The sequence below is a fragment of the Streptomyces avermitilis MA-4680 = NBRC 14893 genome (assembly GCF_000009765.2).
Lineage (GTDB): Bacteria > Actinomycetota > Actinomycetes > Streptomycetales > Streptomycetaceae > Streptomyces > Streptomyces avermitilis.
The window spans coordinates 1,856,873-1,879,342 of sequence record NC_003155.5; the positions used below are offsets into that span (position 1 = coordinate 1,856,873).

Consider the following 22,470-nt stretch of genomic DNA (forward strand, 5'->3'; position numbering starts at 1 on the left):
GCGCCTCCCCCTTTCGAAGGATGGACCCAGCCATGTCTTTCGCCGAGATCTTCACCGTCGTGGTGCCGGTCTTCCTCGTCATCGCGGTCGGCTACGGCACCGGCCGCCGCGCGCTCTTCGACGCCGGCGGAGCACAGGCGCTGCGCGAGTTGACCATGCAACTCGCCCTTCCGGCCGCCCTGTTGCTGAGCATCTGGCAGACACCGCGGCGGGTGCTGGTCGAGCAGCTGCCCCTGGTGGGCCTTCTCGCCTTCGGGCTGCTCGGGGTGTACGCCGTCCTGCTCGGCGTCCTGCGCCTCGCCGGCCGTCGTCCGCTGCGGCGGGCGGCCCTGTTCGCACTGGCGTGCGTCCAGCCGCAGTACGCCTTCATGGGTACGTCCATCCTCGGGGGCCTGTTCGGTACCGCGCAGGCCGCCGTGCCGATCGCCGTCGCGGGCATCCTCGTCAACGTCGTCCTCGACCCGGTCGTCCTGATACTGCTCGGCATGCCGGAACACCCGGCGTCCCGGACAGCCGCGACCGCGGCAGCCGCCACCTCCGCGGTACGGCGGCCGGCCCTGGTGACCGTCGGCGGCGGCGCGCCTGGGGAATCCGTGGAAGCCGCCGCCCCGGTGGCCGCCGGGGACGCGTCGCCCGAGCACCGTCCCTCCGTGCTGCGCACCGTCGGGCACGCGCTGCGCGAGCCGTTCTGCTGGGGCCCGGTCCTGGGTCTGATCCTGTCGGTCGGCGGGGTCGGTGTGCCGAAGGTCGCCGGCACCTCGCTGACCCTGCTCGCCGGGGCCGCGTCGGCCGCCGCGCTGCTGTATGTCGGCGTCTCCGTGTCCCGGATCGGCCGCCCGAAGCTGACCCCCGCGGTGTGGGCGATCGCCCTCACCAGCGTCGTCGTCCTGCCGCTGCTCGTCTACGGTGCGGGTCTGGCCATGGCCTCCGCGGCCGACGCCGCCCAGGCCGCGCTGATCGTCGCGTTCCCCGTCTCCCCCGTCCCTCTGATGTTCGCCGCCCGTCACGGCTCGAAGGCCGACGTGCGGACCATCGGCTCCGCCGTCGTACTGAGCCTGCTCCTCTCCTTCGTCACCCTCCCGCTGCTCATCGAACTGATCGGCTGACTCCGGCCTCAGGGCCGTCGTTTCGCCCCTGCCCGGGTCCGACCACTCCCCTCCTGGCAGGCCAAGTGAGCCCACCCGCAAGCGAAAGGACACGGCCGCATGACACCGACAGCCGACACGCGACCGGAACGTCCGCCCCGCACGTCCCGTATGCGGTGGCCGCGTTCCGCCGCCGGCTGCACGCCCGTACGCCTGCCCCTCGCGGCGGCGGCGCGGGGTGCCGTCGCCCTCGCGCTGCCGCTGCTCGTCGGGCTGCGCACGGGGTGGGTGGTGCCGTCCGTGATCGCGGCGATCGGCGCCCTGTGGGGCGTGAGCCAGGACGGCTCCGATCCCTACCGGGTACGGGTGCGGCGGCTGGGCTGGACCGGCCTGTCCAGCGCGCTCGGCCTGCTCGCCGGTGAACTCGCCCTGCGCAGCGGGGAGCCGGCGGCCGTGGCGGGCTGTCTGGTGGCTGCCGCGCTCGTGGCGGGCACCGTCGGCCTGCGGGGGCGGATCGCGTCCGTTTCGGGCATGCATCTGCTGCTCGGCGTGACGATCGGCAGTGGCATCCCCGTGCCGGGACCGTGGTGGCAGCCGCCGCTGGCCCTGCTCGCCGGTGTCGCCCTCGTCCTCGCGCTGTCCGCGGCCCCGTGGCTGTGGCGTCGGCACCACGTCGAGCGGGCCGCCGTGCTCGCCGTGTACCGGAGCGCGGGCGAGGCACTGGCCGCGGCCGGCACCCCTCGCGCCGAGGAGGCCCGGCGACGGATGACGCTGGCCCTCAACCACGCCCATGAGGTGATGGCCGCCCATCTCGCGCCGCGCGCCCGGCAGCGACAGCAGTCGGAAGTCCGGGAGCTGATCCGGGCGTTCCACTGCGCCGTACGGCTGGGCGAGGCCGTGACGGCGGTGGTGTGGGAGGCCCGTCCGCTCCCGCCCGCCGTGACCGGCGTACCGCAGCAGCTGTCCGAGCGCCTGCTGCCGGGACGGGGCTCGGCTCCCGCCGCGGCAGATACGGCGGCGGAGCAGGCGGTGCCGGCAGTCGATGCCGGTTCACCGGGCAGGCGGGCCCTGGCCGAACTGTGCGCGACCGTCGACGGCGCACCGGACCCCGCCGACCTGACGCTGGATCTGCCGGCGCGTTCGTGGCCCGGGCGGGCGGCACGTCTGCGCTATGCCACGCTGCTCGCGGGCTGTGTGCTCACCGCCCATCTGCTCGCCGAGGCCCTGCACGGTGCCCGCGGTTACTGGCTCCCCATGACGGTGGCCTTCGTCTACAAGCCCGACTTCGGCCCGGTGTTCACCCGGGCGCTGCACCGCTGCGCCGGCACGGTCGTCGGCGTTGCCGCCATCGGCGCGGTGTCCCTGGCGGCGACCGGCACCTACACCGTGATCGGCGTCGTGGCCGTCTTCGGCGCCCTGATGGCCGTCGGCGTGCGCCATCACTACGCGCTCGCCACGCTGGGCCTGACCGCGGTCGTGTTCGTGCTCGTCGACCTGCTCGGAGACCACCGGGCGCTGTACGGCACACGCATCCTCGACACCGTCCTGGCCTCCGCGCTGGTGCTCGTCGCGCACTTCGCGGTGTGGCCCGACTCCGCGGCGAACCGGGCCGAGGCGCAGACCGAGGCCGCCGTCGCCGCCGCCCGCCGCTACCGCGAGGTCGCTCCGGAAGCAGGCCTGGTCCAGCGGCAGTCACTGCGCCGCGCCGCGTACCACCAGCTGGCCGAGGCACGCCGGGCCGTCGCGCACGCCCGCGGTGAACCGGCTCGCCCCGGCCGGCCACTGCCCGACTGGGAGGACACGATCACGACGGCCGAACGGCTCTGCGACAGGGTGACCGCGCAGGCGGTGGCGGGCGCGGCGGGCCCGGCCCGATAGGCGGTTCCGTCCGGGGTCGCCGAAGGCGGAACCCGGCCCTGCCTGCCCGCGCGTGCCTGCGTGCCTGCGTGCCTGCGTGCGAGTGACCCATGCCGCTGCTGCCTGGATTCTCCCTGACCCATGAGGAGGAAGAATGCACGCATGGACCTCCAGGTACTCCGCTCCTTCCAGGCCGTGGCAGAGGGAACGACGGTGACCGACGCCGCGGCGGACGCCCGTATCACCCAGCCCGCCCTGTCGCGGGCCCTGAACCGGCTCGAGGACGAGGTCGGCGCGGAACTCTTCCAGCGCGTCGGACGCGTACTGCGCCTCACCCCGGCCGGACGGGTGTTCAAGGAGTACGTCGACGCGGTGCTCGACAGCTACGACCGGGGCCGGCGAGCCGTGGCGGAGATCGTCGACCCGGACGCGGGTGCGGTGTCGCTGGCCTTCCTGCACACCCTGGGCACCTGGCTGGTGCCCAGGCTTGTCACGGACTTCCGGCAGGCGTTCCCGCAGGCCCGGTTCGAGCTGCACCAGGACGGCGAGATCGGACTGACCCGGCACCTCCTCGACGCCACCGCGGACCTGATCATCACCAGCAGCGAGCCCGCCCACCCCCTGATCACCTGGCGGCGTCTCCTGGTGGAGCCACTACGGCTGGCCGTCCCCGCCCGGCACCGGCTGGCCAGGCGGCGCCGGGCCCGTCTGGCCGAGGTGGCCGAGGAGCCGTTCATCCTGCTCAAGCCCGGGTACGGGCTGCGCGGCATCAGCGAGACGTTGTGCCTCGAGGCCGGCTTCACCCCGCTCGTCGGCTTCGAGGGCGAGGAGGTGGAGACCTTGCGGGGCCTGGTCGCCGCCGGTCTGGGTGTGTCCCTGATCCCGTCGTCGCCGGACAGCACGACGCCCCCGGACTCCCCGATCCGCTACCTGGAGATCACCGACGTACACGGTGCCCGGGACATCGGCATCGCCTGGCTGAGCTCCCGTGCCCTGCCACCGATCACCCGGCGTTTCCTCGATCACGCCCTGAAGTCGGCCGCCGCACCCGCGGCTTCACAAGCGACCTCGCGCGCCTGACCTCGCTGCCGAGTGGAGCGGAAGCCACCGCGCCGGTCCCCGATCCGCTCAGGATCAGGACTGGTACGGCTGCTGCGGTTGCTGCGACTGCTGCCCGTACGTCTGACCGCCGTGGCCGTGCGCGCCCTGCGCCTGTAGCCGCTCCGCCTGCTCCTTGGTCACTTTCTGCTCCGCACCGCAGAAGGTGCACTGCGTCGTGTACTTCGTCGAGAACGGGAACAGCGGCACGAAGAAAAGCGTGAACTTCGTGACGCGCTTCCTGAGCGTGTGCGCGGAGGGATTGCCGCAACGGCCGCACACGAGCGTCAGCATCGCGAGCTGGTACAGGTATCCCCTGGTGCCAAAGATGATCATGCTGGTCCCTCCCGGGTCAGGCCACGGTGCCGGTGGCGACTGTGGTGGCAGTGGCGGCTGTAGTGACCGTGGTGGCAGTGATGGCATCTGAACTGCCGGCCGTGGCCAGTAGGTTCCCCTGACGGCCGGCCGCCTGGCCAATTCCGTCAGGACGCGTCGACCTGCGCTGGGAGGACGAGTCTCCCAGCTGGGAGGAAGCCGGTCCTGGTACAGGCCCTGTCGACCTTTGACTCGGCTCTGCGGACCGACTACTTTCCAAATAGTAGACCGGTCGGCTAGTAATTCGTCGGAACATCCTCACCCCTTTCGGAGAAGTCACCATGAGCTCTCAAGGCCAGAAGGTCGCGGTCATCACCGGCGCGTCGCAGGGCATCGGCGCCGCACTGGTCGACGCCTACCGCAAGCTCGGCTACGCCGTCGTCGCCACCTCGCGCACGATCGCCCCCGTCAACGACGCGGGCGTCCTGACCGTCCAGGGCGACATCGCCTACCCGGCCACCGCCGAACGCGTCATCTCCACCGGCGTCGAGCGATTCGGTCGTATCGACACCTTGGTCAACAACGCGGGCGTCTTCGTCGCCAAGCCCTTCACCGACTACACCCAGGACGACTACGCCACCGTGACCGGGGTGAACCTCGCCGGCTTCTTCCGCATCACCCAGCTGGCCCTGGAGCACATGCTCTCCCAGGGCGGCGGCCACATCGTCAACGTCACCACCAGCCTGGTCGACAACGCCGACTCCAACGTCCCCTCCGTGCTTGCCTCGTTGACCAAGGGCGGCCTGCAGTCCGCCACCAAGTCCCTCGCCATCGAATACGCCACGCGCGGCATACGCAGCAACGCCGTCTCGCCGGGCGTCATCAAGACGCCCATGCATTCCGAGGAGACGCACGAGGCGCTCGCCGCCCTGCATCCGGTCGGCCGGATGGGCGAGCAGAGTGACATCGTCGACGCGGTGATCTTCCTGGAGAACGCCCCGTTCGTCACCGGCGAGATCCTCCACGTCGACGGCGGCCAGAGCGCCGGGCACTGACCCACGGGCACGCGCGGGCCGGGAAAACGTTCGTGTCGTCGGGGAACAAGACGATTCATCGGGGAACAAGACGATCGTGGCACCGGTCCCGGTGCGGGCAGACGATCAGAGCAGGTCGAGCCAGTGCCCGGTGGGCTCCGCAGCTTCGCACTCGACCAGTTGTCGTCCCGCGGCTTCGCCCGGCTGTCGCCCCATCCAGCGGCCCACCGATCGAGCGGCAAGCCCCCTCAGCAGAACCGCACACGGCCGACCGCCGCTCCAGGTCCGGCGAGGGACGCGTACGACCCCGCCGAGCGGCCCGTACGCAAGTGTCTGCGAGCCTGATGGGCAGCACCGAGCAGTGGCAGGGCCCCCTCCGGTCCCGCACGTTCCACACCCGCCCTCGGCCGGTGCACGCACCGCTTCAACTGGAGATTTCATGAGTGACAAGATCGCCCTGTCGACGTGGCCCACACCGCTGGAGCCCATGCCCCGTCTGGCGGCGGCACTGGGCCTCGGCGAGAACGACCTCTGGATCAAACGGGACGACCTCATCGGCCTGGGCGGCGGTGGCAACAAGGTCCGCAAACTGGAATGGACCGTCGGCGCCGCCCTCGCGGCAGGCGCGGACACCCTGGTCACCACCGGCGCCGCGCAGAGCAACCACGCCCGCCTCACCGCGGCCGCCGGCGCCCGCCTGGGACTCGACGTCGTACTCGTCTTCCCCGGCACTCCCGACAGCGCCACGCACGGCTCCGGCAACCTCGTTCTCGACAGCCTCTTCGGAGCCAGGGTCCACTGGGCCGGAGACGGCGGCCCGAGCACGATGGGTGACGTCGCCGACGAGGTCTGCCGGCAGCTGCGCCGCGATGGAGCACGCCCTCATCTCATCCCCTTCGGGGGGTCAAGTCCCCTCGGGGCGCGGGGATACGTGGAAGGCGGCGAGGAACTGCGCTCCCAACTGCCCGACGTGGACCACGTCGTGGTCGCCCTCGGTTCCGGCGGCACCATGGCGGGACTGGTCGGCGCACTCGGGGAGCAACGCGTCCTCGGCGTTCACTGCGGGGCGGTGGCAGAGCCGGCCGCCACCGTCGCCGACCTCGCGGGCCCACTCACCCGCCGCAGCATCACCCCGGAATCCCTGCGCCTTCGCACCGACCAGGTGGGTGCGGGATACGGAGTGCTTCATGAGCCGGTCCTGGAAGCGATGCGAACCGCCGCAGGCACCGAGGGCATCGTCCTGGATCCGGTCTACAGCGGGCGCGCCATGGCCGGCCTGATCGCCGCGGTGCGGGACGGCGACATCCGCCCGGCCCAGCGCACCGTATTTCTTCACACCGGGGGGCTCCCGGGCCTGTTCGGGCATACGGAGACCGTGCAGCGCTCCGTCAGCACCCTGCGCTCCTACGAGGTCGAGTGAGCGCGATTCGTCACCTGTTCAACAGGTGACGAGCTTTGCACGGGTCAGGATCACCTGTCAAGATGGTGACGTGAATCTGGATCATGTCTTTGTGTGCGGGAACCCGGCTCTCGACTTCGCCGCCACGCTGCGCGCTCGGCGCTCGCTGCGGTTCGAGATGTTCGCGTCGCCGGACCGACTGGATGCCTGGTACCGGGAGTCCGGTGTCGTCGACGCCGTCTCCCCCAGTCAGGAGGCCGACGTCGAGCAGGCGGTGGCGGTACGGGAGGCCATCTACGAGCTGGTCACCGCCCGGCGCCTCGGGGAGGCCTACGCCGATGAGGCGCTCTCCGTGGTGAACGGCGCGGCCCGGAAACCTCCCGCGACGCCGCAGCTCACCGCCGCGGGGCGGCGAACGGACGCGACGCCGGAAGAAGCGCTGTCCACCGTGGCGCGACATGCCGTCGAGGTCCTGAGCGGACCGGATGTGCCGCTGCTCAAGGAGTGCGGCAATCCCGAATGCACCCGCGTCTACATCGACCGGTCACGAGGCATGCGCCGGCAGTGGTGCGGCATGGAGTCGTGCGGGAACAAGCTCAAGGCCGCGGCCTACCGCGCCCGCAAGAAGGAGGCCCAAGCACCCGCCTCCCGCTGAGACACCGCGACACCGCGACACCGCGCCTTGCCGCATGAGGGCCCGCAGGCATGCCTGACGGATGAGCCCCGTTCTCAACCAGCACGAACACCTCTCGACCCCTGGCGCATACCCCTCCCCACCACCACCGCACCCCCGCGACGGCAGGACGCGCCCCGGGGCAAAAGCACCTGCCCGGCCAGCTGAGTGTCGGCTACGCGGAGGCCGGTCCCGCACACGGCCCTGTGGTCGTTCTTCTGCACGGCTGGCCCCACGACATTCACAGCTTCGTCGGTGTCGCGCCCTTGCTGGCGGCGCGGGGCTACCGGGTGATCGTGCCGTGGTCTCCGTGACCGGTTATCTGATCACCAACCGTGAACGCAACAAGTCGCCGTTGCCGCCGCAGGCCGAGTGGGCGTGGTGGTACCAGTACTACTTCAGCACGGAGAGGGGTCTGCTCGGACTCCAGGCGAACGCCCATGACCTTGCCAGGCTCATCTGGAAGTTCAACTCCCCCACCTGGGACTTCGACGACGCCACGTTCGACCGTACGGCGGCGGCCTTCGACAATCCCGACTACGTCAGCATCGTGATCCACAACTACCGCTGGCGGCTGGGCCTGGCCGAGGGCGACCCTCGGTACGACCGCCTCGAGAACCGACTTGCCGCAGGTCCCGTCATCGGCGTGCCCACGGTCACCCTGGACGGGGAACGGGATCCCTTTACTCCTGCCGGGGACGGCTCGTCCTATCGCGACAAGTTCTCCGGCCCGTACGCCCACCGGACTCTGAAAAACATCGGCCACAACGTGCCGCAGGAAGCACCCGAGGCCTTTGCCGAAGCCGTCGTCGAAGCGGACGGGCTCGGTCACCGTTAGTCGGCACGGACCGCAGGCCAGGACCTTTGCACAGGTTGCGACCAGCCATCTCCGGCACAACCGTGGATACAGGCGGAAGCACCCAGTGGTCAGAGGCCAGCGGCCGGCGGCATGGACACAGAGACCGTTGAGACCCGTTGACACCAAAGACAGGAGCAGGCAGTCGTGGACATGAAACTCGAGATTGCGGTGGTGCCGGTCGCCGATGTCGACCGAGCCAAGGACTTCTACCAGGCTCTGGGGTGGCGGCTCGACGCCGACGTCGCCGACGGTGAGGACTTCCGGGTGGTGCAGTTCACCCCGCCCGGCTCGCCGTGCTCGATCATCTTCGGCACCGGGGTCACCTCGGCCGCGCCGGGCTCTACGCAAGGCTTGCACCTCATCGTCTCCGACATCGAGGCGGCCCATGCCGAGCTCACCGATCGCGGCGTCAAGGTGAGCGAGGTGTTCCACGACGCGAGCGGGGTGTTCCACCGCGCCGGGAACGAGGGGCGGGTACCGGGCCCGGACCCGGAACGTCGCAGCTATGCCTCGTACCTCTCGTTCAGCGATCCGGACGGCAACGGCTGGCTGCTCCAGGAGATCACGGAGCGGTTTCCGGGCCGGTGACCGGACCCCCGCGCACCGAGACGCGGGTGCCCCCGCCGCACCGCCGCGGCGGAAACCTCAATTCGCGGCCGACACCTCCTCAGGCATACGGGCACCGAGGATGGCGAGACAGTTCGTCCAGAGGGGCTTGAGGCGCCCGGTGTCGTTGTAGAGCTTGGCGAAGAGCACCTGGCCCTCGAGCTGGGCGACAACGGAGCGCGCGCCCTCGCGAGTATCACTCACGGCGACTTCACCGCGCTCCCGGGCTCCGATGATGACTTCTTCCACCATGTCGACCTGCGCGTCGAAGATCTGTTGCAGGCGCTCACGGATGGCTTCGGTCTGGTTGCTCATCTCCAGGGTCAGATTCCCGAACATGCACCCGGAGACGGTGCCGCAGCTCTGCTGCCCGGCACGCTGGCCGGCCTCGGTCTCCTCGAAGAGCTGCCGCAGGCGCTGGAGCGGCTCGGCCTCGCCGCTCAGGATGCGGGTCCACTCGCGGCGCTGGGTGGCCCAGTGCTCGTCGAGAACCGCGAGGGCGAGCGCTTCCTTGGACTCGAAGAAGTAATAGAAGCTGCCCTTCGGCACGCCTGCGACCTTACAGATCTCGGCCGTACCCAACGCCGAGTAGCCCCGCAGCTCGATGAGCGACTGCGCGGCGGTGAGGATCTTCTCCCGGGCATCACTGGTACGTCCCATGCGGCAAGTATACGACCGATCGACTACTAATATAGTAGATCGGTCTACTACTGCAGGTCCCGCCAACTGTCTCCACCGCCTCTCCCCCGCCCATGCCGACCGTCAGGGCCGCCACGGCCTGGGCAACGTGGGCCCAGGGTGAGCGGACCGGGCCGTCCGATCGGGCGGAGGAGTGTCGGGGGATCCCCGCGTTCATGCCGTAGTCCTCGTGCGGGGGTGAACGTATCCGGGCCGGGCATGGCTCACCGCCGCGGCCGCGTCGTGGCGGGCGACGGTGAGGACCGCGAGCGGAACTGACTGTCACGCGGTGGCGTCGGCTCTGCCCGGGTCGTTGGGGTGGGACTCGAGAGGGGTGACGGTGAGCGTCATCCACGAGCGCAGCGGCAGCGTGCCGAGCACCTTCTCGTGAAGCTCGTCCTCGTCCGCGGCGCGCCACACGCCGATGCTGCGCAGCTCGCCGACCGGGCGCCACAGCCGGAACAGGTTGCCGGTGGCGGCCAGTTCCTCGGCCCGGACCGCTTCGGCGGCACGGCGCCGGTCGACCTCGGCCGGTTCGGTGCCTTCGGGGATGGTGGTGGTGATCTCGACCAGGAACTCACGCATGATGTTTCTCCGTTGGGTGTGGCGCCCGGCTCGGGCCGGAACGCCGGAGACGACCGTTGGGAGCAGGTGGCGTCCGGCGAAGCCGAGGTTGTCGATGTCGACGGACCGGTCGTGCGAGAGAAGTACGGCGTGGGGTGTGCCGATCCCCTCGGCCGCCCCTGCGGGGTGGCGGGACTTGGCCAGGGCGCGGGTGCCGCCGGTGGCGGGGCCGGGGGCGTCGAAGGCGGGGTCGGTCAGCAGCCGCAGGCCGCCGGTCTCGATCAGTGCGGTCGGTCCGCCGAACAGCCGCACCGTGACCGGCTGCCGGGTGCCGGCGGGACCCCTACCGGTGGCGTGCTGTCGGGTTTCCATGTCCTCATGGTGTGCCTGCCGCCGGCGCGGACGCCACGACCGGCTTCCTCCTTGCTGGTAGGCGCAGCCTCTCAGCGACGTAGCATGACAGCGTGGAGCTGCGCCAACTGCGGTACTTCCTCGCGGTCGCCGAAGAGCTGAACTTCGGCCGGGCCGCCGAGCGGTTGCTGATCGCCGGACCCTCCCTGTCCCAGCAGATCAAGACGCTCGAACGCGACCTGGGGGTACGACTGTTCGATCGCGACCGCCGCTCCGTGTCTCTCACTCCGGCCGGTACGGCCCTGCTGCCGTACACCCGCTCCCTGCTCGAAAGGGCCGACGACCTCCAGCGCCGTGCCCGTCGGCTGGGCGGATCGGAGCCGGTCCGGCTCGGCTACGTCAACTGGCTCCCCGCCGACCTGACCGCCCGCGCCTCCGCGGTGGCCCAACTGCACATCGACGCCTGGGTCGCGCCCTCGCACGCCCAGGCCGCCCGGGTCGCCGACGGCAGCCTCGACCTCGCCGTGTGCTGGGTGCGGAACGAGGACCTGGAACGGCACGGCCTGCGAGCCCGGCTCATCGGTGCCGATCGGCTGTACGCGGTCACCACCGGCAGCGACCCCAGCGGTGTCGGCGCCCAGGACACCGTGGTCCTGCTCGACGACGACACCACATCCTGGTCGTCGTGGAACGTCTACGCCGAACAACTGGCCCATGACACCGGCGCCCGCACGGTACGCATCTCCGACGGCGGCGTCACGGGCCCCGCGTTCTTCGACCATGTCCGCCGCGGCCGCCGTCCGGTCGTCAACTCTCCCAAGGGCCAGACCACACCGCTGCCGCCGGACCTGGTCCAGCGTCCCGTGATCGCGCCCAAGATCTACTGGACCTGGTCTCTGGTCTGGCGCAGCAGCGAAGTCCGCGCCGCGGTACTCGCCGTCGTCGACACCCTCACCGACGGCGTCGGCGACCTCGGAATCCATGCCCCGGACGCCTGGCTGCCCGACGGAGACCCGTACAAGCGGTAGGGGCACCCGATAGGTCGGAACAACTCACAGACACGTACGGACGAGCCACTCGTCGTAATTGTATGCGTCTCTCGCCGGATCCGGGACTGTGGCCGGCTTTTCTTCAACCGTATCCGCCAGGCGGATACGCTCCGGAAGCTTGCCGAATCGTTCACGGCGCGCCACCTCGACGGCATCCAGGGCCTTCTGTTCGTACGGCATTTCGCCCTCCTCCATTCGACGCGGCCCGCCGGGGGCAGCTCGGACGACGGCCGCTTCGACGACGGCCGCTCCGACAGCGACCGAGAGGCTGCCGCGATTCTCCTTGCCAGGTTCGACTGCGGCCTGCCGGTCACTCGTAGCCACGGCAATTCCCCTCCGCCGGATTTCGAGTCAACAAAGTCTCATATGCGATCGATAGACCTACGACGCGGAATCCAAATGGCGGTCCGAATTCGTTCGGAATTCCGCAGCCTTGAACCGCCGGGCGACGGGACATCACCTCTTCAGCTGGTGACGATGCTCGCAGCCTGCTGCGTCACCTGTCAAGGAGGTGACGTGATCCCGACCGCGACTTCGACGCGACCGGGATCGGGAACGAGAACGGGAACAGGAACAGGAACAGGAAACAGGAAACGGGAAACGCTCCAGCGAACAAGGGGCGGCACCCGTGCCACCCCGCCGCGACGGCCGCGCCCTAAGGCAGGCGCCAGTCCACCGGCTGCGCACCCTGGCGGACCAGGAGTTCATTGGCCCGGCTGAAGGGACGTGAGCCGAAGAACCCGCGATCGGCCGACATCGGCGAGGGATGTGCGGACTCGATCGCCGGGAGATCCCCGAGCAGCGGCCGCAGATTGCGGGCGTCCCGCCCCCACAGGACCGACACCAGCGGCGTACCGCGCGCCACCAGTGCCCGGATCGCCTGCTCCGTCACCTCTTCCCAGCCCTTGCCCCGGTGCGCCGCCGGCTTGCGGGGGGCCGTCGTCAGCGCCCTGTTGAGCAGCAGCACCCCCTGCTCGGTCCATGGCGTCAGATCGCCGTTGGACGGCCTGGGCAGCCCCAAGTCCGTGTGCAGTTCCCGGAAGATGTTCTCCAGGCTTCCCGGCAACGAACGCACCTCGGGTGACACTGCGAAGCTCAGCCCGATGGCCATCCCCGGCGTGGGATAGGGGTCCTGACCGACAATCAGAACGCGGACGTCGTCGAAGGGCTGCTGAAAGGCCCTCAGCACATTCGCCCCGGCGGGGAGATAGGTCCGGCCGGCAGCCACCTCGGCCCGGAGGAAGTCCCCCATCGCCGCGATGCGTCCGGCCACAGGGTCAAGAGCCTTCGCCCAGCCTGCTTCAACGAGTTCATGCAAAGGTCGTGGTGCCACAACGCGTCACTCTACTGGCACACACCGGGGCCCTACCCAGGCATCGCCGCCCCGCGCACGGGGCCGTCGCACGGCGCTACTCTTCCTCCTCGCCAAGGCCTTCGAACCGGAAGGCCTTCGAACCGGTCCGACAGAGCACCCAGCCGGTCGCCGCGAAGAAGGGGAGCGTGTTGCGTCCAGTGATCAAGTCACTCCGCCATGGTGACCTGCCCCCGCGGCAAGGGGCGCAGCCGGTGGACCGGCGCCTGCCGTGACACCCACAGGCGCGGCGCCGGGCGGTAGGGACGGGACGCCGGACGGCCCGGGACCACGTGCCGATCCCACCGCGGCTGCCGGACGTTCGGATGTCGTCCTCGCCGTGGACTCCGGGGGTTCCGGACTGCGGGCCGTTCTGGCCGCGCGCGGCGGCGGGGGCGCGGCTCTGTCGGCGCCGCTCGTGTCGAAGGAGCCGGTGCGCACCGGACCTCGCGGTATCGATGCCGGGCAGCTGCTGGAGCACCTGCTGCCCATGGCACGGCAGTTGCTGGCCGACGCCGAGGCGGGCGGACCGTGCGCGGTGGCGATCGGAGCGGCCGGCTTCGCCACCCTCGGCGACGGGTTGCGCGCCGAACTGCCCTCCGCGCTGGCCCGGGAGCTCGGCGTACCGAGGGTCGCCCTCGCCGCCGACGCCGTCACCGCCTACACGGGCGCCCTCGGCGTCCGGCCCGGCGCGGTGGTCGCGGCAGGCACCGGTCTCATCGCCGTCGGCACGGATCTCCGAAGCTGGCGCCGGGCGGACGGCTGGGGCCATCTGCTGGGCGACTGTGGCAGCGGGGCGTGGATCGGGCGGGCCGGTCTCGAGGCGGCGCTGCGGGCCCACGACGGACGGCCGGGCGGCTCTCCGCGGCTGCTGGCGCGGGCCGAGGAGAGGTTCGGTCCGGTCGCCTCTCTGCCCGGCAAGCTCTATCCGCGCACCGACCGCCCGGCCGTGCTCGCCTCCTTCGCACCCGAAGTGGCCGCCTGCGCACCGGGCGACCCGGTCTCGGCGGGCGTCCTGCGCACGGCGGCCCGGCACATGGCGGAGTCCGCGGCCGCCGTCTGCCCGGCCTCGGGGCATCCCCAAGTCGCCCTCACCGGCGGCCTGTTCAAAATGGGCGCCCCGCTCCTCGTACCACTGGGGGAGGAACTGGCCGTCCAGCTCCCGCACGCACGGCGGGTGACGGCGGAAGGCGACCCGTTGCACGGCGCCGTGCGCATCGCCCTCGACCTGGCCGCCGGTTCGCTCACTCTCCCGTGCGACGAGCACATGCTGTACGTGGTGACCGAGTGACCGAGTGACCGAAAAGAGTGACTGATCCGCCTTGCGGAAAGGATGACTGGCGTCTTCCGGCACAGCCGCAAGATCAGACCGTGTCGATCCCTTCAATTCCGTACGTAACTCATCAGACAAAAGCGGACGGATACCGCTCACCTGCACCCTCCCCGAACAGGGGAGCCCAGGAAACCAGTAACATGCGGCGCCATGAGCTCCCCCACTGGGCCCGCGTCCGGCCTGCCTGTACGAATGCCGCGACCCCGCCAGCCCGGGCGGCACCGCCGTCCGGAACCCCTGGCGGCTCCCGAGGGCGCGCCCGCGCTCGTCCTCGCGGTGCCGGGCACCCCCAGCGCCGCCACGCGCAGCCTCGCCGAGGAGGTCGTGAGCATCGCGCGCTCCGAGCTGCCCGGCCTCGACGCCCGGATCGGCTACCTGGACGGGGACACCTCCGAGTTCCCCACGCTTCAGTCCGTGCTCGTGCGCACCTTCGAGGAGCGCACCGCCCGCTTCGAACAGGCCCGCGCCGCCGGTATGGACGTCAAGGAGCCCGACGGCCCCGTCGCCGTCGTGGTGCCCCTGCTCGCGGGACCGGACAGCGCGCTGCTGCGCCAGGTCCGCCAGGCGGTCATGGACAGCCGTATCGCGGCCGATCTGACCGATGTCCTCGGCCCGCACCCGCTGCTCGCCGAGGCGCTCCACGTGCGCCTCTCCGAGGCCGGTCTGGCCCGCGCCGACCGGGCCAGGCTGTTCACCGTGGCCACGGCCGCGGACGGCATCATCCTGGCCTCCGTGGGTGGCGACGAGGCCGTGCAGGCGGCCGGGATCACCGGCATGCTGCTCGCCGCGCGGCTCGCCGTGCCGGTGATGGCGGCGGCGCTGGACGAAGAGGGCTCGATCGCGGCCACCGCCGAGCAGCTGCGTTCCTCGGGCTCGCAGCAGCTGGCGCTCGCGCCGTACCTGATCGGCCCGGAGATCGACGCGGGGCTGCTGGACGCGGCCGCCCAGGAGGCGGGCTGCTCCGCCGCCGAGGCCCTCGGCCCGTACCCGGCGATCGGCAAGCTCGTGCTCGCCAAGTACACGACGGCGCTCGGTATCGCCCCGCAGCAGCCGCAGGGCGCGCCCGTCCGCTGACCCGTACGCTTCCAGAACGACACAGGGCCCGCCCTTCTCGAGGGGCGGGCCCTGCGGCTTCCGGCGTTCCACCTCGGCCAACGCCCATCAGGCAGCCGGTCGGCTGGTCCGGAGCACGCACCCTAGACCCGGTCGAAGACCACGCAGGACGCCGCCGGCGCCTCGATCGAGCCGCCCCTGCGTGGCAGCCCCGTCGTCGGGTCGACGGCGAACCAGGTGACGTTCCCCGACCGCTCGTTCGCGACGTACAGGAAACGCCCCGCGAGGGTCAGCGCCCGAGGCCAGGCTCCTCCGCACGGCACCGTCGTGACCAGGCGCAGTCCGTCCTTCTCGACCGCGAGCACGGAGATCACGTCCTTGCCGCGCGTCGCGGTCCATACGAAGCGGCCGTCGGGCGAGACGACGATTCCGGACGGGTAGGCGTCGCCTTCGGGGGCGCCGGGCAGCACGGGTGTCTCCGCGACCGGCTTCAACGCTCCGTCGGCGGGGTCCCAGCGGCAGACGGTGACCATGGGTGTCAGTTCGTTCAGTACGTACGCGCGGTCGCCGTCCGGGTGGAAGGCCAGATGGCGGGGGCCCGAACCGGGCCGCAGCGCGATCTCGCGGTGCACGGCGAGTGCACCGCCGTGCAGGATGCACACCCGCACCGAGTCCGTGCCGAGGTCGACACTGACGATCCACCGGCCGCTCGGGTCGGGCAGCACCTGGTGGGCGTGCGGACTCTGCTGGCGCTTGGGGTCCGGGCCCGCGCCGGCATGCTGGAGGACAGTGGCCCCCTCGTCCGCCGGGGTGCCGTCGGCGCGCAGGGGAACGGCGGTGACACTGCCGGAGCCGTAGTTGGCGATCAGGACGTGACCGGCGTGCACGCTGAGATGGGTGGGCCCGCTGCCGCCGACCGGGACCGGCGGAGCGGTCAGTTCCGGCTTGTCGTCCTCCACGCGGTACGCGGCCACCGCGCCGTCGGCCGTCTCGCTGACCGCGTAGAGCATGCCTCCGTCCGGTGACAGGGCGAGGTACGACGGGTCGGGTACGCCGTCCGCGCCGCCCAGGACCGTCAGCGCGCCGGTGTCCTCGTCCACGGCCGCGGTGAGCACGCCGAGACCTCCCGCCGCCGTGAACGACCCGATGAACGCCCGTCGTCGCCGCCTGCCGCCGTCTGTCACCTGCGTCCCCTCTCACCGATGGGGGTCTCCAGCCCGGGAGGCCGGGCTCGGGAGCCTCTGGGCCGACCGTAGCAGCCGGTCTAGACCAGAATCTCGTCGATCTAGACCAGAATCTCGTCGATCTCACCGCGCGCCCGGGCCAGCGCCTCCGGATGGTGGACGTAGGCGGGGTGCCGTTCCACCGTCTCGTACGTGCGGTGGAAGACCGGGGTGGCGCTGCCGGAGATCGGCGGCACGATCCAGGACCAGTCGGCACCGACCCGGCGGCCCTTGCGCTCCTCGCGGTCCAGGTGGGTGAGGAAACGAAGGGACTCGGTGTGGTGATCGGTGACGGTGACACCGGCGCGGTCGAAGGAGTGCAGGACGGAGCGGTTGAGCTCGACGAGCGCGCGGTCCTTCCACAGGGAGCGGTCGCTGCGGGTGTCGAGGCCGAGGCGGTCGGCGAGGTGCGGCAGGAGGTCGTAGCGGTCGGCGTCGGCGAGGTTGCGGGCGCCGATCTCGGTACCCATGTACCAGCCGTTGAAGGGGGCCGCCGGGTAGCAGATGCCGCCGCTCTCCAGACACATGCCGGCCAGGGCGGGCACCGCGTGCCAGCGCAGTCCGAGCGACCGCCACCAGGGGTACTCGGGGTGCGTGAGCGCCACTTCGAGCACGGCGTCCTCGGGCAGCGTGAACCAACGGGGCCGGTCGCCCGCGCTCTGCACGATCAGCGGCAGCACGTCGAACGGGCTGCCGGGGCCGCCGGGCCAGCCGAGGCGACGGGCGAGCGCGGTCAGACCGGCGTTGCGCGGGTCACCGGTGACTGCGCCGCCGGGGCGGGCGTAGCCGGCGTACCGGATGAGCTGCTCGTTCCAGATCCGCGGTCCTGGACGGCCGGGCGCGTCGGGTGCGAACACCGTGATCAGGGCGCGGATACGGCCGTCCCGGGTGGCCTCCCGCAGGTGGTCCGCCGAAGCCTCGGCGACGTCCTTTGCGTCCCGCACGTCCCGGCGGTCGCGTACGCACAGGGAGTGCCAGTACAGCCGCCCTATGCATCGATTGGCGTTCCGCCAGGCGACCCGGGCGCCGAAGACCAGTTCTTCCGTGGTGTGTCGGTACGTCCCTGTCTCCGCGATCTCCGCGTGCGCGGCGGCGATGCGGCGGGCCGGGTCGCCGAGGCGTTCTTCGGTGTGGTGGAGGGTGAGGAACGCGGTGGCGGCGCAGAGGAGATCGTGCCCGTCGTGACCGTCCTGGCCCTCGTGCCCGTCATGGCCGTCGCCTTCTTCACGCCGGTCGGGCCGGGCGGGCCGGGCCGGCCCGTCGGTGGTGGGGCTGCCGGTCGGGTGGTCCGGATGCCCGTCCGGGCGGTCACCGCGGGTGCGCGCCGCGCCCCACCCGCGGGCGCCTGGGAGGGTCGGCCCAGGGGGTCTGTGCTCGGACTCCCCCGCGGTGTCCTTGCGACCGTGCGGCGCGCACCACGTCTCCGTGCTCCAGCCGCGTGCGCGGGAGGGCGCGCCGTGCCGATCGCGCGCGTCCCCGCCCGGTCGACTCGCGGCACTTTCCGGCGGAGCGTCGGCCAGTAAGCGGCCCTGGAGGCCCGTGATCGATCCGGTACCGGATCCGTCGGCCGTCCATACGCCCCGGCCCCGCCCGACACCGGATGGGTCGGCCATGCGCGGGCCCTGTCCCGTGGCGGTCCGCAGGCCCTGGCCCGTATCAGGCGGCTCCGCGGTCCGCAGGCCACGTCCCGCGCCGCCGGTGGCGGGCTCGTGGGATGCCGGGGGATCCGTATCCGCGCCGTCACGGTGGGCCCGGGCCCGGTCGAGCCAGCCTCCTGGCTCCTCCGGCCACTGCGGCCGGGACCCGGTGCTTCCCGTACCAGCCGTATTCCCGGCGCTTCCGGTACTTCCGTCGCCGTGTCGGCGTGGGAAGTTCCGCATGGCACACCCCCAAGCGGCTCCGTCCGCGGGCCGCTCCCGCACGGTCCGCGGGTTCCGTGCTGTCCGATAGCGGCGGGATTACCCAGCCGATGCCCTGATCCACCCTCCAGGTGGCCGAAACATGTGCCTCACTTCAAGGTCGGGTCGCCCGGCCCCCGAGCGCAGCAAGGTCAGGCGCGGGCGAGTCCCGGGTCGTGGGCGTCGCGCAGGGGTGCGGTGAGTTCGTGCAGGGCCCGCTCGATCCCGTGCAGATGTGCGAGCACCGGTTCCTCCGCCGGACCGGCGGCCGTCCTGCCGCCTGCCGGGACCCCGACGCCCGGACTCCCGGGGGTGGTGAGCGCCTCGACGGCCGCCTCGACCCGCTCGCATGCGGCGGAAAGGCGGGGATCGTGGGACGCCTCGGGGTCCGAAGCGATGGCGGCGAGACCGCGCACCTCGTCCGCACAGGTACGCAGCAGGGCGAGCACGCGTCGGGCCCGCCGACCACGGGCGCGCAGCGGGTTGAGTGGGTGCACCAGAGGGGCGAGCGAGAGGCCCACCCGGCTCAACAGCACCTCCAGCTCGGCCACGTGCGCGGTCGGATCGGCGGTGGCCGAGCCCTGCAGACGCGCCGCGGTCTCGGCGGTGCAGCGGTGCACACAGCGAAGTGCTCGCGCTATCCAGGCATCCGTGATGACGTGCGTGCTGACCGGCAGGACGAACAGGACGGCCAGCACAGCGCCGAGTGCCCCGACTCCCGTCTCGACAAGACGCAAGGCGATCAAGTGCGGATCCAGCACTCCGAGAACCCCGTAGAGCAGCTCGGCCATCACGGTCACGGCGAGCATCATCCACGTGTACGAGACGGGGGCGCTGTAGAAGATGCCGAAGACGCACACGGCCACGAGAGCCGCGGTGGGTACGGGCGCCCCGTGCAGCGGGACGACCACCAGCAACCCGAGAGCGATGCCGATCACCGTGCCGAGGACCCGGCGGAACCCTCGAATCAGGGTCTCCCCACGGGAGGTGGTGTTCACGAAAACCCACCATGCCGCGCCGACAGCCCAGTACCACCGTTCCGGCGACACCATCTGCCCGGCGACAAGGGCGAAGGCAGCGGCTACGGCCGCCTGGACCGCCTGACGGTTCGTCGGGCGAGCAAGACCTCGGCCGGTGAGCGGAGCGGACGCCGCGACGGGCGGCATACGGCGCTCGTAGCACCAGAGGCCGAACCTGACAGCGGAGGAAGCCGAGAGGGCGAGCAGCGTGGCGCCGTACAGCTCGGGCAGCTGATCAGGCACGGTACGCAGGAACTGCGCCACGAAGAACGCCATGAACGCGAAGACGCCGAGGGAATGGCCGCGCGGCCCCCATCGCCGTGCGTACACGCCCGCGGCCACGACGGCGACGAAGGCGGCATCCCTCGCCACCGGGTGTTCGTGCAGCCCGGCGGCGAGAGCCAGTACCGGGAAGCCCACGACGGGCAGCAGCGCGGTCGTGGTCGCCTGTCCGCGCACTGTCGCGTCGGCGACCGTGAACAGCGCGAGCAACGCCGCGAGGCCGCCGGCGACAGCCCCGACGAGAGAGTGACCGGCCAGACCGCACAGGGTCACCGCCAGGCCGATGCCGAGGACAGCCCGGGTGGCGCTGCGCAGACGCAGCAATCCCGGGTCCGGAGCCACGAACATCCTCTTCCACACGTTTTCCCGCCCCAGATTTCTTCGCCATGGCGCCCGCCCGGCACACAAAAGGCGCCGCGGAGTCCGCAGCGCCATCGACCTGCACATGAGAGCATCCACAGGTCCTATGGCTCAAGTCGCCCTCTCACACATGAGCCATTGGCCCAATCGACGGGCAAGACCGGTGGCCGACGCAGAACCATTGGGTCATCAGGAGCAGGACGTCGAGGCGTACGGTCGACCGGCCCGGATGCGTAACCGGACGGTCCGGCCGATCCTGGGAACATGTCCGGACCACTGCCCGTGATCGTGTCGCCGCCCTCGCCGACGGGCGGACGGCGCGTCCGTGTGGACGGGGAGATCCTGGGACTCGCGTACAACCTGGGGGATGTCGCCGAGTTCCTCCGTCGGGCCGGGATGGACATGGAGCCGGTGCAGGTGGCCGTCTCACCGCTGATCGACTGGCGCGGTGTGGGGCCGGAGTACTGGGGGCCGGAGACGCGAGCCTGACCCGGGCGAGGCACCACGGCGCGGTCAGAGCGGCCCGTCTCCTCCGTCGACCCGGCATTTCGCCTGTCGCAGCCCGCTCTCGAGTTCCTCGCGGATGTCCCTGGGCAGATCACCCGTCTGGGCCCAGTCGATGATCAGTTCCGCCACGTGTCTCAGCTTGATGTTGGTGCGCTGCGAAACCTCCCGCAGGACGTCCCAGCTCCGGCCGGGTGCCAGCCCGCCCAGCACGACGACGACACCGATCGCCTGGTCGATCGTGGCGTGCGACAGCACCGCCTGCTTGAGCTGGAGGTTCTCATCCTCCAGTCGGGCCTTGGAGAGTTCCTGCTCATACGGTTCCTGGGCCGCAGGGCGCTCGTATGCCTCGGATGTCAACGTTGCCTCCGGGGGTGGGGAAGTAGCGTCAACCTGTTACTGCCGCAGATGCCCGTCGACCTCCAGGACATTCCCGGCGGGGGCGGGAAGTTACCCGGCAGGGTGAACGAGACGCCCCTGCCCCCTGTCCGGATCGACCCGCTCGCCTCGAGCCGAGCCACGGGTACGGCCGAGCCATGGGTACAGTCGTCGAAGATCACGCCGGACGGCTGGGAGGCCAACGGACCATGGCCGTCGACGAACTCGACACCCGCATCCTGCGGTTGCTGCTCGAGCAGCCGCGCACCAGCGTGCGCGAGTACGCACGCATCCTCGGCGTGGCCCGTGGCACGCTCCAGGCCCGCCTCGACCGGCTGGAGCGGGACGGAGTCATCACCGGCACGGGTCCGGCCCTCTCCCCCGCCGCCCTCGGCCACCCGGTGCTCGCGTTCGTGCACATCGAGGTCACCCAGGGCCATCTCGACGACGTGGGCGACGCGCTCGCGGCCGTACCGGAGATCGTCGAGGCGTTCTCGATCACCGGCGGCGGCGATCTGCTGACCCGGGTGGTCGCGCGGGACAACGGGCATCTGGAGGACGTGATCCAGTCGCTGATCAGCATGCCGGGCGTGGTGCGCACCCGCACCGAGGTGGCACTGCGCGAGCGCGTACCGCACCGGCTGCTGCCGCTGGTGGAGTCGATCGGCCGCACGGCCGCCAAGTGATCATTGGCATCCTGGACACCATGAGCACTCTCGGCACCACGTCGGTCGTCTTCGATCTCGACGGAACTCTTGTGGACAGCGAGCCCAACTATTACGAGGCGGGCCGGCACCTCCTCGCCGAGCAGGGCGTCACGGACTTCACCTGGGCGGACCACGAGCAGTACGTCGGCATCAGCACCCAGGAGAGCCTGGAGCTGTGGAAGGAGCGGTACGGCGTCGAGGCCCCGCTCGACGACCTCCTCGCGGACATGAACCGCCGTTATCTGGCGCTGGCCCGCGCCTCCACGCCGGTCTACCCGGAGATGCGGAAGTTCGTGGAACTGCTGGCCGGCGAGGGCGTGCCGATGGCCGTGGCCTCCGGTTCGTCGCCGGAGGCCATCGAGGCGATCCTGACGGGCACGGGCCTGGCGTCGTGGCTCACCACCGTCGTCTCCGCCGACGAGGTCGCCCGGGGCAAGCCCGCCCCCGACGTCTTCCTGGAGGCGGCGCGCCGGCTCGGGGTGTCCCCGGCGGACTGTGTGGTCCTGGAGGACGCCGCCCCTGGGGCCGCGGCCGCGCACGCCGCCCGAATGCGCTGCATCGCGATCCCCTACGTCGCCGCCCAGGCCGACGACCCGGCGTTCGCGACCGCGGGGCTACTGGTGCGCGGCGGCCAGACCGAGTTCACCGCGCGGGCGGCGTACGAGTGGCTGGCGCGCTCGACACCGTCTTCCTGAGGTGCGGCCCGTAGGGCGTTGACGTCGGCTTCCGCGCCCCTGAGCCAGGCCGGTCTCCAGGTCTCCAGGTCTGGCGTGGTGCCCGGCACCTCGGCGTCG

At 71.3% G+C, this 22,470-nt stretch carries 22 protein-coding genes and 1 pseudogene; 14 read left to right on the forward strand and 9 right to left on the reverse strand.

What is annotated here, in order from left to right:
- The first annotated feature begins 32 nt into the window (after positions 1 to 32).
- From SAVERM_RS08040 to SAVERM_RS08050, 3 genes are all read left to right on the forward strand, one after another.
- Positions 33 to 1,106 carry an AEC family transporter gene (locus SAVERM_RS08040; RefSeq protein WP_037645936.1) on the forward strand — a complete coding sequence of 358 codons (1,074 nt, stop codon included), beginning with the start codon at positions 33 to 35 and terminating at the stop codon, positions 1,104 to 1,106.
- Between the two features lie 99 nt (positions 1,107 to 1,205).
- The gene (locus SAVERM_RS08045; protein ID WP_010982954.1) at positions 1,206 to 2,963 is read left to right on the forward strand and encodes an FUSC family protein; all 1,758 of its coding nucleotides are present in this window, start codon (positions 1,206 to 1,208) and stop codon (positions 2,961 to 2,963) included.
- A 141-nt stretch (positions 2,964 to 3,104) separates the two neighbouring features.
- Entirely contained in the window at positions 3,105 to 4,022 is a 918-nt protein-coding gene (locus tag SAVERM_RS08050) for a LysR substrate-binding domain-containing protein (RefSeq protein ID WP_037645934.1), read from the forward strand.
- A 54-nt stretch (positions 4,023 to 4,076) separates the two neighbouring features.
- Here the strand turns inward: SAVERM_RS08050 and SAVERM_RS08055 are convergent, their stop codons facing one another.
- Positions 4,077 to 4,376, reverse strand: coding sequence for a zinc-ribbon domain-containing protein (locus SAVERM_RS08055; protein WP_010982956.1), 300 nt, complete (start codon positions 4,374 to 4,376; stop codon positions 4,077 to 4,079).
- A gap of 320 nt (positions 4,377 to 4,696) precedes the next feature.
- Here SAVERM_RS08055 and SAVERM_RS08060 point away from each other — a divergent pair, with 320 nt between their 5' ends.
- From SAVERM_RS08060 to SAVERM_RS08080, 5 genes and pseudogenes are all read left to right on the forward strand, one after another.
- Complete coding sequence (locus SAVERM_RS08060) at positions 4,697 to 5,410, forward strand: SDR family NAD(P)-dependent oxidoreductase (protein WP_010982957.1); 714 nt, start codon at positions 4,697 to 4,699, stop codon at positions 5,408 to 5,410.
- A 418-nt stretch (positions 5,411 to 5,828) separates the two neighbouring features.
- Complete coding sequence (locus SAVERM_RS08065; protein WP_010982958.1) at positions 5,829 to 6,809, forward strand: D-cysteine desulfhydrase family protein; 981 nt, start codon at positions 5,829 to 5,831, stop codon at positions 6,807 to 6,809.
- Positions 6,810 to 6,879: 70 nt separating this feature from the next.
- Complete coding sequence (locus SAVERM_RS08070; RefSeq protein WP_037645932.1) at positions 6,880 to 7,443, forward strand: CGNR zinc finger domain-containing protein; 564 nt, start codon at positions 6,880 to 6,882, stop codon at positions 7,441 to 7,443.
- A gap of 170 nt (positions 7,444 to 7,613) precedes the next feature.
- Positions 7,614 to 8,299 (forward strand): annotated as a pseudogene (locus tag SAVERM_RS08075) (alpha/beta fold hydrolase).
- 165 nt (positions 8,300 to 8,464) lie between these two features.
- A complete protein-coding gene (locus tag SAVERM_RS08080) occupies positions 8,465 to 8,908 on the forward strand; it encodes a VOC family protein (protein WP_010982961.1) in 444 nt (147 codons plus the stop codon).
- Between the two features lie 57 nt (positions 8,909 to 8,965).
- Here the strand turns inward: SAVERM_RS08080 and SAVERM_RS08085 are convergent, their stop codons facing one another.
- Entirely contained in the window at positions 8,966 to 9,586 is a 621-nt protein-coding gene (locus tag SAVERM_RS08085; RefSeq protein WP_010982962.1) for a TetR/AcrR family transcriptional regulator, read from the reverse strand.
- A gap of 300 nt (positions 9,587 to 9,886) precedes the next feature.
- Positions 9,887 to 10,189, reverse strand: coding sequence for a muconolactone Delta-isomerase family protein (locus SAVERM_RS08090; protein WP_037646199.1), 303 nt, complete (start codon positions 10,187 to 10,189; stop codon positions 9,887 to 9,889).
- Positions 10,190 to 10,632: 443 nt separating this feature from the next.
- On the opposite strand from SAVERM_RS08090, the gene SAVERM_RS08095 reads away from it, so the two are divergent.
- Positions 10,633 to 11,547, forward strand: coding sequence for a LysR family transcriptional regulator (locus SAVERM_RS08095; RefSeq protein ID WP_010982964.1), 915 nt, complete (start codon positions 10,633 to 10,635; stop codon positions 11,545 to 11,547).
- A gap of 24 nt (positions 11,548 to 11,571) precedes the next feature.
- On the opposite strand, the gene SAVERM_RS44600 is transcribed toward SAVERM_RS08095, so the two are convergent.
- Together SAVERM_RS44600 and SAVERM_RS08105 are read right to left on the reverse strand one after the other, a co-directional pair.
- On the reverse strand, positions 11,572 to 11,892 hold the full coding sequence (locus SAVERM_RS44600) for a hypothetical protein (protein WP_237529831.1): 321 nt from the start codon (positions 11,890 to 11,892) through the stop codon (positions 11,572 to 11,574).
- A gap of 331 nt (positions 11,893 to 12,223) precedes the next feature.
- Positions 12,224 to 12,901: a uracil-DNA glycosylase gene (locus tag SAVERM_RS08105; RefSeq protein ID WP_010982965.1), complete on the reverse strand. Its 678-nt coding sequence runs from the start codon at positions 12,899 to 12,901 to the stop codon at positions 12,224 to 12,226.
- Positions 12,902 to 13,259: 358 nt separating this feature from the next.
- Between SAVERM_RS08105 and SAVERM_RS08110 the strand changes: the two genes are divergently transcribed.
- Both SAVERM_RS08110 and SAVERM_RS08115 read left to right on the forward strand, forming a co-directional pair.
- A complete protein-coding gene (locus SAVERM_RS08110; protein WP_037645928.1) occupies positions 13,260 to 14,210 on the forward strand; it encodes an N-acetylglucosamine kinase in 951 nt (316 codons plus the stop codon).
- Positions 14,211 to 14,402: 192 nt separating this feature from the next.
- Positions 14,403 to 15,326, forward strand: coding sequence for a sirohydrochlorin chelatase (locus tag SAVERM_RS08115; RefSeq protein WP_010982967.1), 924 nt, complete (start codon positions 14,403 to 14,405; stop codon positions 15,324 to 15,326).
- A 122-nt stretch (positions 15,327 to 15,448) separates the two neighbouring features.
- Here SAVERM_RS08115 and SAVERM_RS08120 read toward each other — a convergent pair whose 3' ends face one another.
- The 3 genes from SAVERM_RS08120 to SAVERM_RS08130 all read right to left on the reverse strand — a co-directional run bounded on the left by SAVERM_RS08120 (position 15,449) and on the right by SAVERM_RS08130 (position 20,087).
- On the reverse strand, positions 15,449 to 16,489 hold the full coding sequence (locus tag SAVERM_RS08120; protein WP_010982968.1) for a lactonase family protein: 1,041 nt from the start codon (positions 16,487 to 16,489) through the stop codon (positions 15,449 to 15,451).
- A gap of 101 nt (positions 16,490 to 16,590) precedes the next feature.
- On the reverse strand, positions 16,591 to 18,141 hold the full coding sequence (locus tag SAVERM_RS08125; RefSeq protein WP_010982969.1) for a nitric oxide synthase oxygenase: 1,551 nt from the start codon (positions 18,139 to 18,141) through the stop codon (positions 16,591 to 16,593).
- Between the two features lie 437 nt (positions 18,142 to 18,578).
- On the reverse strand, positions 18,579 to 20,087 hold the full coding sequence (locus SAVERM_RS08130; RefSeq protein ID WP_037645925.1) for an FUSC family protein: 1,509 nt from the start codon (positions 20,085 to 20,087) through the stop codon (positions 18,579 to 18,581).
- Between the two features lie 264 nt (positions 20,088 to 20,351).
- On the opposite strand from SAVERM_RS08130, the gene SAVERM_RS08135 reads away from it, so the two are divergent.
- Positions 20,352 to 20,576, forward strand: coding sequence for a hypothetical protein (locus tag SAVERM_RS08135; RefSeq protein WP_010982971.1), 225 nt, complete (start codon positions 20,352 to 20,354; stop codon positions 20,574 to 20,576).
- 24 nt (positions 20,577 to 20,600) lie between these two features.
- On the opposite strand, the gene SAVERM_RS08140 is transcribed toward SAVERM_RS08135, so the two are convergent.
- On the reverse strand, positions 20,601 to 20,951 hold the full coding sequence (locus tag SAVERM_RS08140) for an ANTAR domain-containing protein (RefSeq protein WP_010982972.1): 351 nt from the start codon (positions 20,949 to 20,951) through the stop codon (positions 20,601 to 20,603).
- Between the two features lie 227 nt (positions 20,952 to 21,178).
- Here SAVERM_RS08140 and SAVERM_RS08145 point away from each other — a divergent pair, with 227 nt between their 5' ends.
- Together SAVERM_RS08145 and SAVERM_RS08150 are read left to right on the forward strand one after the other, a co-directional pair.
- Positions 21,179 to 21,655, forward strand: a complete 477-nt coding sequence (locus SAVERM_RS08145; RefSeq protein WP_010982973.1) for an Lrp/AsnC family transcriptional regulator — start codon at positions 21,179 to 21,181, stop codon at positions 21,653 to 21,655.
- Between the two features lie 20 nt (positions 21,656 to 21,675).
- On the forward strand, positions 21,676 to 22,371 hold the full coding sequence (locus tag SAVERM_RS08150) for an HAD family hydrolase (protein WP_010982974.1): 696 nt from the start codon (positions 21,676 to 21,678) through the stop codon (positions 22,369 to 22,371).
- Positions 22,372 to 22,470 lie beyond the last annotated feature (99 nt).